This is a genomic window from Paracoccus sp. MC1854 (genome assembly GCF_014164635.1).
Taxonomy (GTDB): domain Bacteria; phylum Pseudomonadota; class Alphaproteobacteria; order Rhodobacterales; family Rhodobacteraceae; genus Paracoccus.
The window spans coordinates 125,838-141,298 of sequence record NZ_JACJFU010000007.1 but is presented as its reverse complement, the minus strand read 5'-3'; the positions used below and the strand labels follow the sequence as shown (position 1 = coordinate 141,298).

At 68.8% G+C, this 15,461-nt stretch carries 13 protein-coding genes; 7 read left to right on the top strand and 6 right to left on the bottom strand.

Annotated elements, in window-relative coordinates:
* The 5 genes from H5395_RS08370 to H5395_RS08350 all read left to right on the top strand — a co-directional run bounded on the left by H5395_RS08370 (window position 1) and on the right by H5395_RS08350 (window position 7,188).
* Window positions 1-1,605, top strand: coding sequence for an ABC transporter ATP-binding protein (locus H5395_RS08370; protein WP_182792111.1), 1,605 nt, complete (start codon window positions 1-3; stop codon window positions 1,603-1,605).
* Entirely contained in the window at window positions 1,605-2,684 is a 1,080-nt protein-coding gene (locus H5395_RS08365; RefSeq protein ID WP_182792110.1) for an ABC transporter permease, read from the top strand. The genes H5395_RS08370 and H5395_RS08365 overlap by 1 nt, the downstream gene beginning before the upstream one ends.
* Complete coding sequence (locus H5395_RS08360) at window positions 2,684-3,649, top strand: ABC transporter permease (protein WP_182792109.1); 966 nt, start codon at window positions 2,684-2,686, stop codon at window positions 3,647-3,649. Before H5395_RS08365 ends, H5395_RS08360 begins: the two co-directional genes overlap by 1 nt.
* Window positions 3,650-3,760: 111 nt before the next feature.
* Window positions 3,761-6,199, top strand: a complete 2,439-nt coding sequence (gene gyrB, locus H5395_RS08355; protein ID WP_182792108.1) for a DNA topoisomerase (ATP-hydrolyzing) subunit B — start codon at window positions 3,761-3,763, stop codon at window positions 6,197-6,199.
* Between the two features lie 284 nt (window positions 6,200-6,483).
* Window positions 6,484-7,188, top strand: coding sequence for an outer membrane protein (locus tag H5395_RS08350; protein WP_255440568.1), 705 nt, complete (start codon window positions 6,484-6,486; stop codon window positions 7,186-7,188).
* A 53-nt stretch (window positions 7,189-7,241) separates the two neighbouring features.
* On the opposite strand, the gene pdeM is transcribed toward H5395_RS08350, so the two are convergent.
* The 6 genes from pdeM to mobA form a co-directional block, all read right to left on the bottom strand.
* A complete protein-coding gene (gene pdeM / locus H5395_RS08345) occupies window positions 7,242-7,871 on the bottom strand; it encodes a ligase-associated DNA damage response endonuclease PdeM (protein ID WP_182792106.1) in 630 nt (209 codons plus the stop codon).
* Window positions 7,868-10,306: a ligase-associated DNA damage response DEXH box helicase gene (locus H5395_RS08340; RefSeq protein WP_182792105.1), complete on the bottom strand. Its 2,439-nt coding sequence runs from the start codon at window positions 10,304-10,306 to the stop codon at window positions 7,868-7,870. The genes pdeM and H5395_RS08340 overlap by 4 nt, the downstream gene beginning before the upstream one ends.
* Window positions 10,303-12,018 carry a cisplatin damage response ATP-dependent DNA ligase gene (locus H5395_RS08335; protein WP_182792104.1) on the bottom strand — a complete coding sequence of 572 codons (1,716 nt, stop codon included), beginning with the start codon at window positions 12,016-12,018 and terminating at the stop codon, window positions 10,303-10,305. The genes H5395_RS08340 and H5395_RS08335 overlap by 4 nt, the downstream gene beginning before the upstream one ends.
* 70 nt (window positions 12,019-12,088) lie before the next feature.
* Entirely contained in the window at window positions 12,089-13,084 is a 996-nt protein-coding gene (locus H5395_RS08330) for a ligase-associated DNA damage response exonuclease (RefSeq protein WP_182792103.1), read from the bottom strand.
* A 23-nt stretch (window positions 13,085-13,107) separates the two neighbouring features.
* On the bottom strand, window positions 13,108-14,019 hold the full coding sequence (locus H5395_RS08325) for a DMT family transporter (protein WP_182792102.1): 912 nt from the start codon (window positions 14,017-14,019) through the stop codon (window positions 13,108-13,110).
* On the bottom strand, window positions 14,010-14,597 hold the full coding sequence (mobA, locus tag H5395_RS08320; RefSeq protein WP_182792101.1) for a molybdenum cofactor guanylyltransferase MobA: 588 nt from the start codon (window positions 14,595-14,597) through the stop codon (window positions 14,010-14,012). The genes H5395_RS08325 and mobA overlap by 10 nt, the downstream gene beginning before the upstream one ends.
* An 88-nt stretch (window positions 14,598-14,685) precedes the next feature.
* Between mobA and H5395_RS08315 the strand changes: the two genes are divergently transcribed.
* Entirely contained in the window at window positions 14,686-15,183 is a 498-nt protein-coding gene (locus H5395_RS08315) for a DUF2478 domain-containing protein (protein WP_182792100.1), read from the top strand.
* Window positions 15,180-15,410, top strand: a complete 231-nt coding sequence (locus H5395_RS08310) for a sulfurtransferase TusA family protein (RefSeq protein WP_182792099.1) — start codon at window positions 15,180-15,182, stop codon at window positions 15,408-15,410. Before H5395_RS08315 ends, H5395_RS08310 begins: the two co-directional genes overlap by 4 nt.
* Window positions 15,411-15,461: the final 51 nt, after the last annotated feature.

The window sequence follows — 15,461 nt, the reverse complement described above, 5'->3', positions numbered from 1 at the left end:
ATGGTCACCCCGGCCCCCGCGCCGCCCGCGATCGAGCTGCGCGGGATCTCCAAGGCCTTCGGGCCGGTGCAGGCCAACCGCGACATCAGCCTGGTCGTGCCTTCGGGCACGATCCACGGCATCGTGGGGGAAAACGGCGCGGGCAAGTCCACGCTGATGTCGATCCTTTACGGCTTCTACCGGCCGGACGCGGGGCAGATCATGGTCGGCGGGCGCGACGCCGGGATCACCGACAGCCAGTCGGCGATCCGGGCGGGGATCGGCATGGTCTTCCAGCATTTCAAGCTGGTGCCCAACTTCACGGTGGTCGAGAACGTCATCCTCGGGGCCGAGGACGGGGCGCTGCTGGCGCCTTCGGTGACGCGGGCGCGCAAGGAACTGCGGCGGCTGGCGGCGGAGTATCAGTTGGACGTGAACCCCGATGCGGTGGTGGAAACCCTGTCGGTCGGCCACCAGCAGCGGGTGGAAATCCTCAAGGCGCTGTACCGGCAGGCCGACATCCTGATCCTCGACGAACCGACAGGCGTGCTGACCCCGGCCGAGGCGGACCACCTGTTCCGCATCCTCAAGGGCCTGCGGGATCGTGGCAAGACGGTGATCCTGATCACCCACAAGCTGCGCGAGATCATGGAGATCACCGACAACACCAGCGTCATGCGGCGCGGCGAGATGGTGGCGACAGTTTCGACGCGGCAGACCTCGCCCGAGCAGCTGGCCGAGTTGATGGTCGGCCGCAAGGTGCTGCTGCGGGTGGACAAGGCACCTGCCGCGCCGGGCGCGCCGGTGCTGGAACTCAGCGGGCTGCGGATGATGGACCGGGCGGGGGTGGAGCGGCTGCGCGGCATCGACCTGACGGTGCGGGCGGGCGAGATCCTCGGGATCGCGGGCGTCAGCGGCAATGGGCAGACGCAGCTTCTGGACATTCTTGGGGGCTATCCCGAGGCGGGTGCGCAGGTCACCGGCCAGGCCCGGCTGGCGGGCCGTCTCCTGCCGCTCGACGGCACCGACGCGCGGGCGCGCAGGCAGGCGGGCATCGGCAACATCCCCGAGGACCGGCAGGCCGAGGGGCTGGTGATGGAGTTCTCGGCCTGGGAGAACACGGTCCTCGGCCACCACCGCGAGGGCGGGGCGCTGATGGACAACGTCGCCATCCGCAGCAAAGCCGCCGCCAAGATGGAGCGTTTCGACGTCCGCCCCCGCGACCCCGACCTGCCCGCCCGCAATTTTTCCGGCGGCAACCAGCAGAAGATCGTGGTCGCACGTGAAATCGAGAGCCGCCCGATTCTGCTGCTGGTGGGCCAACCGACGCGGGGCGTGGACATCGGCGCCATCGAGTTCATCCACCGCCGCCTGATCGAACTGCGCGACGCCGGCGCCGCGATCCTGCTGGTCTCGGTGGAACTGGACGAGATCATGGCGCTCAGCGACCGCATCGCCGTCATGTTCGATGGCCGCATCATGGGCGAGCGGCTGCCGGATGAGACCTCGGCCGCCGAACTGGGGCTGCTGATGGCGGGCGCCTCACCATCAGGCATTCCGCCCGAGACAGGCCAGCCGGGTGTTCCTGATGTCCCTGAACCCGAGCCCACCAAGGGGATGATCTGATGACCCGCCTGCCCCGCTGGGCCGACCTCGTGCTGGTGCCGCTGATCTCGCTGGCCCTCGCCTTCGCGATCTCGGCGCTGGTGATCCTGGCCATCGGCCAGAACCCGGTCGAGGCGCTGAAGGTGATGGTCACGGGCGCGCTCGGGTCGTCCTACGGCTGGGGCTACACGCTTTATTACGCGACGAACTTCATCTTCACTGGGCTCGCGGTGGCAGTGGCCGCCCACGCGGGGCTGTTCAACATCGGGGCCGAGGGGCAGGCGAGCCTTGGCGGGCTTGGCGTCGCTCTGGTGGCGCTGTCGCTGCCCTGGCCGCATTGGGGCGTGGCCCTGTCCGCCGCGATGGTGGGGGCGGCGCTGTTCGGGGCGATGTGGGCCTTCGTCCCGGCGATCCTGCAGGCGAAACGCGGCAGCCACATCGTCATCACGACGATCATGTTCAACTTCCTCGCCGCCGCGCTGCTGAACTGGCTGCTGGTCAACGTGCTGCGCCCCGTGGGCAGCATGGACCCGGCCTCGGCGCGCTTCCCCGAGGGCACGCAACTGCCGCGCCTGACCGACATGGCGGCGGCGATGGGGATCGAGTGGGGCAAGTCCACGCCGGCCAACATCAGCTTCCTCATCGCCCTTGCCGCCTGCCTGCTGGTCTGGCTGCTGATCTGGCGCACGCCGCTGGGCTACGAGATACGCGCCTTCGGCCGGTCCGAACGCGCCGCGCGCTATGCGGGCATCCGGCCCACGCGGATCATCGTCATCGCCATGATGATCTCGGGCGGGCTGGCCGGGATGATGGCCATCAACAACGTCATGGGCGAGGCCGGGCGGCTGCTTCTGAACAGCGCCGAGGGCGCGGGCTTCATCGGCATCGCCGTGGCGCTGATGGGGCGCAACCACCCGGTCGGCATCGTGCTGGCCGCGCTGCTGTTCGGGTTCCTCTACCAAGGCGGCGCGGAACTGGCGCTCTGGACCTCGATCCCGCGCGAGCTGATCGTGGTGATCCAGGCGCTGGTGATCCTGTTCACGGGGGCGCTGGACAACATGGTCAGGATGCCCCTCAACCGTCTGTTCGGCGCGCGCTGATGGATTACGCGACGGTCCTGCAGATCCTCGACAGCGCGGTCAGGCTGATGACGCCGCTGCTGCTGGCCTGCCTCGCCGGGCTTTATTCCGAACGCGCGGGCGTCTTCGACATCGGGCTGGAAGGCAAGATGCTGATGGCGGCCTTCTCGGCGGCGGCCACGGCGGCGATCACGGGCAGCGTCTGGCTGGGGCTGTTGGCGGGGGTTCTGGCGGCCGTGGGGATGTCGCTGATCCACGGACTGGCGGCGATCACCTTTCGTGGCAACCAGTTGATCTCGGGGGTAGCGATCAACTTCCTCGCCTCCGGCCTGACGGTGCTGCTGGGGCAAAGCTGGTTCGGCTTGGGCGGCCGCACGCCCTCGCTGGAGGGCGCGGCGCGTTTCGGCAGCATCACCCTGCCGGGGGCCGAGGCGCTGCGGGGCATCCCCGTCCTCGGCCCCTTCTACGCCGAGGTCGTGTCGGGCCACACGGCGCTGGTCTATGTCGCGGCGCTGCTCGTGCCGGGGACCTGGTGGCTGCTTTACCGTACCCGCTTCGGGCTGCGGCTGCGGGCGGTGGGGGAAAACCCGGCCTCGGTCGATACGGCGGGCGTGTCGGTGCCGCGCCTGCGCTGGGCGGCGGTGGCGATCTGCGGGGTGCTGACGGGGCTGGCGGGGGCTTACCTCGCCACCGGCCTCTCGGCGGGCTTCGTCAAGGAGATGACGGCGGGCCGCGGCTATATCGCGCTGGCCGCGCTGATCTTCGCCAACTGGCTGCCTTGGCGGGCGCTGGGGGCAACCTTCCTCTTCGGGCTGATGGAGGCGGTCGCCAACCGCTATCCCGAGATCGACCTCGGCCCCGTCACCATTCCCTCGATGGTCATGAGCGCCCTGCCCTACCTGCTGACCGTCATCATCCTCGCGGGCTTCATCGGCCGCGCCACGCCGCCCCGCGCGGGGGGCGAGCCTTACGTCAAGGAACGCTAGGCAAGACCCTGCCGGAACCCCCCGGAAACCCGCAAAATCTTGTGTGTTTCCCGTGACATTCGCGCGCGCGAGCCCTATATGATGGGCAACAATCGCAGGATAATGTCAGCAATGAGCGCAGCCACCGCGCAGCCGATCGAATACGGCGCCGATTCCATCAAGGTTCTGAAGGGTCTGGAAGCCGTCCGCAAGCGGCCCGGCATGTATATCGGCGATACCGATGACGGCTCGGGCCTCCATCACATGGTCACCGAGGTCGTGGACAACGGCATCGACGAGGTGCTGGCGGGCCACGCCGACTATGTCCGCGTCACCATCCACGCCGACAGCAGCGTCAGCGTCCGCGACAACGGCCGCGGCATCCCCGTGGACATGCACCCGACCGAGGGCGTCAGCGCCGCCGAGGTCATCATGACCCAGCTTCACGCAGGCGGTAAGTTCGACAGCAACAGCTACAAGGTCTCGGGCGGGCTGCATGGCGTCGGCGTTTCGGTCGTCAACGCCCTGTCGGACTGGCTGGAACTGCGCATCTGGCGGGGCGGGAAAGAGCATTTCGTCCGCTTCGAGAACGGCGACACGGTGGAACACCTGCGCGTCGTGGGCGACGCCGCGCCGGGCGAAAAGGGGACCGAGGTGCGGTTTCTCGCCAGTTGCAAGGAGAACGCGCAGGGCGGAACCTTTTCGAACCTCGACTACCAGTTCAAGACGCTGGAAACGCGGCTGCGGGAACTGGCTTTCCTGAACTCGGGCGTCCGCATCCTGCTGGAAGACGAACGCCCCGCCGAACCGCTGCGGACCGAGTTGTTCTACGAGGGCGGGGTCCGCGAGTTCGTCAAATACCTCGACCGCTCGAAGACCCCGGTCATGCCCGAGCCGATCTTCATCGTGGGCGAACGCAACGGCATCGGCGTCGAGATCGCCATGTGGTGGAACGACAGCTATCACGAAACCGTGCTGCCCTTCACCAACAACATCCCCCAGCGCGACGGCGGCAGCCATCTTGCGGGCTTCCGGGGCGCGCTGACGCGGGTGATCGGGAAATACGCCCAGGACAGCGGCATCGCCAAAAAGGAAAAGGTCGATTTCACCGGCGACGACGCGCGCGAGGGACTGACCTGCGTGCTGTCGGTCAAGGTGCCGGACCCCAAGTTCTCCAGCCAGACCAAGGACAAGCTGGTGTCCTCGGAAGTGCGACCTGCGGTCGAGAACCTGGTGAACGAGAAGCTGGCCGAATGGTTCGAGGAGCATCCCGCCGAGGCTCGCCAGATCGTCGGCAAGATCGTCGAGGCCGCCCTGGCCCGCGAAGCTGCCCGCAAGGCCCGCGAACTCACCCGTCGCAAGACCGCTATGGACGTGGCGAGCCTGCCCGGCAAGCTGGCCGACTGTCAGGAAAAAGACCCCTCGCTGGCGGAACTGTTCATTGTCGAGGGTGACTCGGCCGGCGGGTCGGCCAAGCAGGGGCGTTCCCGCCAGAACCAGGCGGTGCTGCCGCTGCGGGGCAAGATCCTGAACGTGGAACGTGCCCGCTTCGACCGCATGCTGTCCTCGGACATGATCGGCACGCTGATCACGGCGCTGGGGACCGGCATCGGGCGGGACGAGTTCAACCTGAAGAAGCTGCGCTACCACAAGATCGTCATCATGACCGACGCTGACGTGGACGGCGCGCATATCCGCACGCTGCTGCTGACCTTCTTCTTCCGGCAGATGCCGGAACTGATCGAAGCAGGCCATCTCTATATCGCCCAGCCCCCGCTTTACAAAGTCGCGCGGGGCCGGTCCGAGGTCTATCTCAAGGACCAGGCCGCGCTCGAGGATTACCTGATCCAGCAGGGGATCGAGGGCACTGCCCTGCGGCTCGGTTCCGGCGAGGAGATCACCGGCGCCGACCTCGCCCGCGTGGTCGAGGAGGCGCGGCTTGCCCGCCGCGTCATCGCCACCTATCCGACCCATTATCCGCATCACATCACCGAACAGGCGGCCATTGCAGGCGCGATGGTTCCCGGCGCCATCGACAGCGATGCGGCAGGCGTCGGCGGGGCCGTGGCGGCCCGGCTGGACGCCATCGCCGAGGAATATGAACGCGGCTGGTCCGCGCGCCCCACGCAGGACGGCGGCATCCGCCTGTCGCGCCTGCTGCGCGGGGTCGAGGAGTCGCGGCTGCTCGACGGCCCGATGCTGCGCTCGGCCGAAAGCCGGCGGCTGGGCACCCTGACCGACGCCCTGCGCGAAGTTTACGGCGACCGGGCGACGCTGGTCCGCAAGGACCGCAGCATCCCGATCCACGGGCCGTTGTCGCTGCTGGACGCGATCTTCGCGGAAGGCGAGAAGGGCCTGACCCTTCAGCGCTACAAGGGACTGGGCGAGATGAACCCCGAGCAGTTGTGGGAAACCACGCTGGACCCGGTGGCCCGCACCCTGCTGCAGGTCCGGGTCGAGGACGTGGCCGAGGCCGACGACATCTTTACCAAGCTGATGGGCGACGTGGTTGAACCGCGCCGGGACTTCATCCAGGCCAATGCGCTGAGCGTCGAAAACCTTGATACGTGACAAATCCGCCACCCTCGCCTGACAGGCTCGGGCCTGCGCGACCGAGGGGGGCACCGGAGCTGTCCGGGAAAATGGATTTCGTATCAGACAGTTACGGAAAGCAGGCTTCGACGGGCCGGTCCCGACCATGATCCGCTGCCCCTTTCGGGATCGTGCCCATGCCGTCACACAAACCCGTAGTTTTCCGCTCATCCCCTTGGGAACAGAGCGATTTCATGCCAGTTGTCAGTCATAGATGGTCCGGGCCCTGCCAGGAACCGAATCCTTATGAAGTGAGGTTCACCTTGCGCATCAACCTCGTCGTGGCCTCTGCCGCTGTCCTGTTCTCGGTCCCCTCCGCTTACGCCGGCGGCTATATCGCCCCCGTCGTCGATGTCGAACCCGCACCGGTCATCGTCGCACCGGCCGCGTCCGACTGGCAGGGCGGCTATGCCGGCATCACGCTGGGCTATGCGTTCGGGGGGGATGACAGGGTTGGCGCATATACCGCCGACGACCGGTTCATCGCCAATCTGGGGGATGCGGAAATTTCGGGGGCCAACGGGGGGCTGCACGTCGGGTATCGCTGGCAGCGCAATCGGTGGGTGATCGGACCGGAACTCTCTTACACCTTCAGCAACATCTCGGATGACTTCGGCTATGATGTTCCCGGTCTGGGAAGCGGAACGTTCAAATCCGAAGTGGACGATCTTTGGGCACTCAAGCTGAAGACCGGCTATCTGGCGCGGCCGGATACCCTGGTTTACGGCATCGCCGGCTATCAGGAGGGTAACTTCACCTTGTCGGCCGGCGGAAGTGACGTCGAATATGACGCGGATGGGTATGTCGTCGGCCTCGGTGTCGAGCGGCTCATCAATGATCGCCTCTCCGTCACGGGTGAATGGGAGTACAGCGATTTCGGCACGACCGACGTCGAAATTCTGGGGGCGAACACTTCCGCCTCGTCCAGCTTCCACAACGTCAAGGTCGGTCTGAACTTCCGCTTCTGAGCGGAGATTCAGGACCCATGCAGGCCGCTGGTTCTTCCGGCGGCCTTTTCCGATCATGCGGCCCGCAGGGGCACCGGCAGGGCCTTGTGCAGGCAAGCGACCGCGAACCCCTGCGGCACCCAGCGGGTGATCACCCGCGAGCCCGCATCCAGCCCCCCGGTATAGGCCCCGAAGGCCGGCAGGATCATGTGCGACGGCCCGACCAGCAGCGCCCGCCGCCGCGCCCCCGCCAGCCGCACGACCGGGTGGAAATGGCCGCTGATGTCGGGGCCGTCCCCTTGCGGCTCGTGCCGCAGGGTGGCCCGGCCCATCTTCAGCGCCTCGCCACCGGTTTTCGGGTCGTGGTTTCCCGCGATCCACAGCAAGCGCCGCCCCTGCCCCAGCGCGGCGACGGCCTTTTCCACAGCGGGGTTCAGCCCCTCTGCGGCCGCGTCGTCATCGAAGCCATCGCCGAGGCTGACGATCACTGCCGGGTCCAGCGCCTCGGCCTCTGCCTCAAGGCGGCGCAGGGTCTCGATCCCCTCATAGGGCGGCAGCAGCGCGCCGCCGCGCCGGGCCATGCGCTCGGACTTGCCGAGATGCAGGTCGGCGACAACCAACCAGCGCTCCTCGGGCCACCACAGCGCGCCCGAGCAGCGCGCCTCAAGCTGAAGCCCGTGCCAAGTGAAGGCAAAGCCGGTCATCGCGCCCGGCGCGAGCGATGCGGCGGCTCGGCCGGCGTGTCGAAGCCCGCCGGATTGTCGGTAAACTGCAATCCTGCCGCCTGCATCAAAGCCTCTGCCTCCTGCTCGGCCAGCCGCATCCGACCCTGCCCCTCGATCCTGACGCGCCCCATTTCCAGCATCAGGGGCGCGGCCAGCGGGGATACGCGGTCCAGTTGCCGGTGGTCAAGGACGGGCGAGCGGTCCAGCATCTCCTCAATACGGCCGAAATCGACCAGGCCGCGACCGGCCTCGGCTGCCGTGATCCGCAGCAACAGGTGGTCGGGGTCGTGCCGGCGCAGGGTGTCGTAAAGGATGTCGGTCGAGAAGGTCGCCTGCTTGCCCGACCGCCGCCCGCCCGGCATGTTGCGCTGGATCAGGCCAGATATGATGGCGACGTTCTTGAAGGTCCGCTTCATCACCGCATTGCCCGCGAGCCAGTCCCCCAGGCCCGCCCGCAGCTTGTCACGGTCCAAGAGCGGCGCAAGGTCCCTCACCGGGTCCAGCGACCAGATCAGCAGCGCGTAGTCGGTCGAGGAAAACCCTAGCGGACCAAGCCCCGACTCCTCCATCGCCCGCGTCAGAAGCAGGCCCAGCGTCTGCATGGCATTGTGCCCGGCGAAGCCATAGACCGCGATGTGCCAGCGGCCCATGTGCGGAAAGGTCTCGGCCAGCAGCGTGCCGGGGCGGGGCACGGCCGAAACCTGGGCCTGCAGGGACAGCCAGTCGCGGGTGGGTCGGGGCAGAACCTCCCAGCGGGAAGGATCGCCGATCAGGGACAGGACGCGGTGGCTCAGTTCCGCCGACATGGGCATCCTGACGCCGGTGAAGACGGCGATCTTGGGTTCCTTGCGGGGGCTGGGGCTGACCTCGACCACCAGTTCGCGCAGGGATTCGTAGCGGACGATCTTGCCGCCGGTCAGAAAGCTGTCGCCGGGGACGAGGGTGGCGGCGAAGGATTCCTCGACCTCGCCCAGCAGCCCGCCGCCGCGCTTCCAGCGGACCTTGGTCATCTCGGCTTCCACGATGGTGCCGACGTTCATCCGCAGGTCGCGGGCGGCACGGGGGTCGCGCAGGCCCCACAGGTTGCCCCGCTGCATCAGCCGCTGCCAGCGGTCATAGGCGCGGAGCGCATAGCCTCCCGTCGCCGCGAAGTTCAGGCAATCGTCGAAATCGGCGCGGGACAGGTCACGGTAGGGACCGGCGGTGCGGACCTCGGCATAAAGCGCATCGGCGTCGAAAGGCCCCGCGCAGGCGGTCAGCAGGATATGCTGGCAGAGGACGTCAAGCGGCCCCGGCCCCCTCGCGTCGCCATCAAGGTCGCGTTCGCGCACGGCTTCCAGCGCGGCGATGCACTCGATCACCTCGAATCGGTTGGCGGGGACCATGCGGGCGCGGGACGGCGCGTTGTAGCGGTGGTTCGCCCGTCCGATCCGCTGGACCAGCCGCTTGACGTTCTTGGGCGCGCCCACCTGGATCACCAGATCGACGTCGCCCCAGTCGATCCCGAGATCAAGGCTGCCCGTCGCCACAACTGCCCGCAACTCGCCCGCGGCCATCGCGGCCTCGACCCGCGCGCGCGCCTCGCGCGCAAGGCTGCCGTGGTGCAGACCGATGGGGAGGTTCTGGTCGTTCTCGGCCCAGAGCGCCTGGAAGAACAGCTCGGCCTGGGCGCGGGTGTTGATGAAGATGATCGTCGTGCGGGCCTCGGCCACGGCCTTCAGCACGTCGCTGACGGCATAGCGCCCCCCTGCCCCGGCCCAGGGCGGCGGGCGGCTGGTCGGCAGCATGGCGATGTCCGGGTCGGGGCCGGGATCGGCATGGACGACCTGCGCCCCGCCCATGAACCCGGCCAGCGCCTGCGGGTCCTCAACCGTCGCCGACAGGCCGGTGGCGATCAGGCCGGGCGAAAGGCTGCGCAGCCGCGCGAGTCCCAGCATCAACTGGTCGCCGCGCTTGGATTCCGCCAGCGCGTGCAATTCATCCAGCACCACGCGGCGGAGGCTGCCGAAGATCTTCGGCGCCTCGGGGTAGCTCAGCATCAGCGCGAGGCTTTCGGGCGTCGTCAGCAGGATCTGCGGCGGGTCGGTGCGCTGGCGCTGGCGGGCGCTGGCCTTGGTGTCGCCGGTGCGATCCTCGACCCGGATGGGCAGGTTCAGGTCCGCGACAGGGCGCGCGAGGTTGCGCCCGATGTCCGCCGTCAGCGCCTTCAGCGGCGAGACATAGAGTGTGTGCAGCCCCCTCCACCCCCCGGCCAGTTCCACCAGCGAGGGCAGGAACCCGGCCAGCGTCTTGCCGCCCCCCGTGGGCGCGATCAGCAGGCTGTCGCCCGTGGCCTCCAGCAGCGCAAGCTGGTGCGGATGCGGAGTCCAGCCCTGCCGCGCGAACCAGTCGGCGAAGGCGGGGGGAAGGCTCATTCTTCTTCGTCCAAATATCCCGCGGGGGTGGATGGCGTCTCGACGCCATTCAGGGGGCGCGAAGCCCCCGCTTCTTCGGGCAGATCGCTCGCCCCGTTACGCCGCTTCGTCCGCCCGTGGCGCACGCCGGCCCGAGCTGCCTCGGCGTCGAAGACATTGGGCGCGTCGATCATCGCTTCCAGCGTGTCCAGCCGGTCCGCCTCGACCGCCGGCTTGTCCCAGCGAATGTGGCTGATGCGCGGGAAGCGCAGGGCCACGCCGGAACGGTGGCGGGCGGATCGGTTGACGCCCTCGAAGGCGACCTCGACCACCAGCTTCGGGGCGACGGCGCGGACGGGGCCGAAGCGTTCCGTCGTGTTGTTGCGGACGAAGCGGTCAAGTTCGCGCAGCTCCTCATCAGTGAAGCCGAAATAGGCCTTGCCGACCGGGACCAGCGTGTCGCCATCCCAGAGGCCGAAGGTGAAGTCCGAATAATAGCCCGAGCGTTTGCCGTGCCCGCGCTGGGCATAGATCAGCACCGCGTCCACCACGCGGGGGTCGCGCTTCCACTTGAACCAGGGACCACGGGGACGGCCGCCGGTGTAAGGCGCGTCGCGGCGCTTGATCATCACCCCCTCGATCACCGGGTCGGGCGGATCGGCGCGCAGGGCGGCGAGGTCGTCCCATGTCCCGAACGGCAGAAGCGGCGAGATGTCGATGCGGTCGGACCGGAAATCCGCCGTCTCAAGCACGGCGCGGCGGTCCGTCAGGGGGCGGGCGCGCTGGTCCTCGCCGTTCCAGATCAGCAGGTCATAGACGCGCAGGCCCGCCGGGTGGCTTTGCAGCATGGCGCGGCTGACCGTCTTGCGGTTCAGCCGCTGCTGGAGGTCGTTGAATGTGGCGACCCCGCCCTCGTTGCGGACCAGAAGCTCGCCATCGACCGCGCCTTCCCAGGTCATCTCGGCGATCAGGTCGGGGAAGGCGCCGGAAATGTCCTCTCCGGTCCGGGAATAAAGGCGGCTGACCCCGCCCTCGCTGACAGCCTGCACGCGGATGCCGTCCCATTTCCATTCCGCGACATGGTCGGCAGGGTCGAGCGCGCGGAGTTCGTCCAAGTCCGTGGGGGTCGAGAGCATCACCGGCCGGAAGGGCGCCAGCGCCGCGCGGTCAGGGCGCGGGCCGCCCTCGACCCAGGCGAAGACCTCGGGATAGGGGGGCTTGAGGCCGTGCCAGACCTCCTCGATCTCGCCCAGCGTGGGCGCCCCCATCTGCGCCAGCGCCGTGCGCGCCAGCCGCGCCGACAGGCCGATCCGCAGGTTGCCGGTGGCGAGCTTGAGGAAGGCCAGCCGCTCGGAGGGGCCGAGCCGGTCCAGAACGCCGGCGATGGCGGCGGGCAGCCCGGCCTTGCCGGTGGTTTCCAGCAGGTGAACGGCTTCGGTGATGGACAGGTCACCCTGCGGCTCGCCTTCCCAGATCAGCGCGATGGTTTCGGCGAGGTCGCCGACGAAGTCGTAGGACAGGGCGAAGAGCAGCTCGTCGAAGCGATCGACCGCGAGGCCGCGCAGCAGGCCGGGTGTGACGGCGCGCAGCTTGAGATTGCCCGTCAGAGCGGCAAAGGCATAGCCGCGGTTGGGGTCGGGCGTGCGTTCCAGGTAGTGCTGCAGGATCTGCAGCTTGGCATTGCGCGCGGGCGTGAAGGCCAGCCGTTCCAGCAGGGCGGCGAAGGCCTTCATGCGGCACCGCCGGACGGGGGGCTGCCTGCCCCCCGAGCCCCCCGGGGATATTTGTCCGAAGAAGAACCTCTCATTCTTCCTCGTCCTCGTAGCCGACCAGCCGCAGGGGGCGGGCGCGAAGCTGGTTCAGCTCGCACCAGCGGACCAGCGCTTCCTCGGCGCCATGGGTGACCCAGACTTCCGAGGGGCGCAGTTCAGTGAGCGTCTGCGTCAGTTGTGGCCAGTCCACGTGGTCGCTGATGACCAGCGGCAGTTCCACGCCCCTTTGCCGGGCGCGGGCGCGGACGGCCATCCAGCCGGAGGCGAAGCAGATCACCGGATCGCGGAAGCGCTGGACCCAAGGCGAGGCGAAAGCCGAGGGGGGGGCGATGACCACCTGCCCCTCGATCTGTTTCGGCGTGGTGGCGGGGCGCAAGTCGCCCAGCGGGATGCCCTCGGCCACATGGTAGTCGCTCAGCCGCTGGGCGCTGCCGTGCAGGTGGATCGGCGCGTCGTAGCCCGCCTGCCGTAGCAGGGCGATCACCCGCTGCGCCTTGCCCAAGGCATAGGCGCCGACCAGATGCGGGCGGTCGGGGAACTCGGCCATGCTGGCGAGCAGCTTCTGCGTTTCCGCCGCCGGGTCGGGATGCTTGAAGACCGGCAGGCCGAAGGTCGCCTCGGTCACGAAGATGTCGCAGGGGACAGGTTCCCACGGGGCGCAGACGGGGTTGGGGGTGCGGCAGTAGTCGCCGGAAACGGTGATGACTGGCCCGCCCTGACAGGCCAGCCGGATCTGGGCCGAGCCGAGGATGTGGCCCGCGGGGTGGAAGCTGACCTCAACGCTGCCCACTTGCGTTGGCCCGTCGGCCACCTGCCGGGAGGCAGTGAAATCCTCGCCATAGCGGATCGCCATGATCTCCAGCGTCTCGCGCGTGGCCATGACCGCGCCGTGGCCGGACCGGGCGTGGTCGCCGTGGCCGTGGGTGATGAGGGCGCGGGGCACGGGTCGCAGTGGGTCAATGAAAAAATCACCCGAAGGGCAGTAAAGCCCGGCATCGGTGGGATGAAGGAAATCGTCGGCGCGCATCGCCGCTCAACCTCGGCGGGGGGTCATGCGTTCCGTGGTTCCGCCGCGAGGCCCGGCACGGCAGGCGTGGGGGCGACACGGGCAAGCTGCACCATCAGGATGCCGATGGCGACGATGATGGACCCGATCACGTCCGACCAGCCGAAGCTTTCGCCCAGCCACAGCGCGGCGGTAGCGACGCCCAAGGGCGGGGACAGGAAATGGAAGGCCGCCGCCCTGACCGCGCCGATGCGCGTGACCAGCCGGAACCAGATAAAAGTCGCAAGGATGCCGGGCACGAGGACCGAATAGGCCAGCGCGCCGATCAGCCGCCCGCTCCATTCGAAAGACCGGCCCCATTCGAGCGCCGCCGCGGGCAGGACCAGCGCCACCGCACCCACCGCCATCTGCAGGCCCACGATCATCATCACGTTCGGCCCCCCGCCCGCGCCGCGCACCGCCAGCGTGGCGACGGTCAGCGCCACCACGGCGGCAAGGCACAGAGCGAGGCCGAGAAGGTTCATCCCCTGCGAGATCCGCACGCTCATGATGATGACGACTCCGACAACGCCGATCACCAGTCCCGCCACCGCCTGCGGCCGCAGCGGCTGGCGCAGGAAGGCCCAGCCCGCGAAGGCCACCAGCAGCGGCATCATCGAGGCGATGATCGAGGCGGCCGACGCCTCGACCCACTGCATCCCGACCCAGTTGAGGCCAAGGTAGAGCGCGTTCTGGCAGAGGCCGAAGACGACCACCGTGCGCCACTCGGCCCGCGACAGCCGCATCGACTGGCCCATCGCATAGGCCAGCCCGATGGCGATGACGGCAGAGGCACTGAATCGGATCACCAGCGCCAGCAGCGGCGGCATTTCGATCACCGCGATCCGCGTCGAGGTGAAGGCCGAGGCCCAGATCGCCGCGAAGCTCAGGCCCATGAGGGCGGATTTCAGGTCCATTCCTGTTCCTGCGACAGCCTGAGGCGGGCCGTTGCCAGCTCGGCGGGCGTGTTGATGTTGAAGAAGGGATCGTCGCCCGGAAACCCGACCCGGACGGCGCCATGCGCGTCCATCCAGTCGCGCATCCGCCGGGTGCCCGAGTGCAGCGCGGCACGCAGGTCGTCGCGCAGGGAAACGTCCCAGAGGGCGAAGGCGGGATGGTCGCCGTCGTTGCTCGCCATGATCACCGGCGCCTCGACGCCTGCAAGCCGCGCCGCGAGGTCGCGCGGGAAGAAGGGCGTGTCGGCGGCGGCGGTGACGATGCGGGGGATACCCCGCGCCGCCGCCCAGTCCATCCCGGCCAGCACGCCCGCCAGCGGCCCCGGCCAGTCCGGCAGGCTGTCGGGCAGAACGGGCAGGCCGAAGTCTGCAAAACGCGCCGGATCGCCGTTCGCACTGATCGCGCGGGCGCAGCCCAGACGTTCGATCACATGGGCGATGACCGGGCGCCCGCCGAGGTCCAGCAGCCCCTTGTCGCCGCCGCCCATCCGACGCGACTGCCCCCCGGCCAGCACGATTCCCGCGATTTCCCTGCTCATCCGGCACAGTCTGCGCTGCGCGTCGGAGGGCCGCAAGCAGGCACGCAGCGGCTTGCCGGGGCAGGCCGCTCATCTTAGGATCGCGGCCATGCTGGGATATGTGATCCACGACGAGGACGACGGCAACGCCCGGATGGCCGCGCTGGCCTGCAGGCTTGCGGCGCAAGGGCTGCGGCTGGCGGGCGCCGTGCAGGCCAACCTTGACCGCGGCGGCGACTGCGCCTGCGACATGGAACTGACGGTGCTGGGCACAGACGCCCCGCCCATCCGCATCTCGCAATCGCTGGGCGCGGGCGCGCAGGGCTGCCGGCTGGATACGGATGCGCTGGAACGGGCGGCGGCGCTGGCGGCCCGGGGGCTGGAAGGCGCCGACCTCGCGCTGGTCAACAAGTTCGGCAAGCAGGAGGCCGCGGGTCGGGGCTTCCGCGACTTCATCGCCGACGCGCTGGCAAACGGCACCCCCGTCCTGGTCGCCGTCGCGCCCGAGCTTGTCCCCGCCTTCATCGATTTCGCCGGAGATTATGCCCGGCCGCTGACCTGGGCCGGGGCCGAAGGCTGGTGTCGCAGCCACCGCGCCGCCGCATGACCGCGGACGCGGAAATCGACGCGCGGCATCTTCTCTGCCCCCTGCCGGTGCTGAAGCTGCGCCGGACGCTCTCTTCCCTGCCCGCCGGGGCGACGGTGGCACTGGTGGCGACCGACCCGGCGGCGGTGCTGGACGTGCCGCATTTCTGCGCCGAGGGCGGGCATGAACTGGTCGCCTCAAACCCCCTGCCCGACGGCGCCCGCCGCTACCTCGTGCGGCGCGGCTGATCTTGCGTCCCGCGCACGGGGATGCTTCTGTCGCGCCCCGAAGGCGGTCGA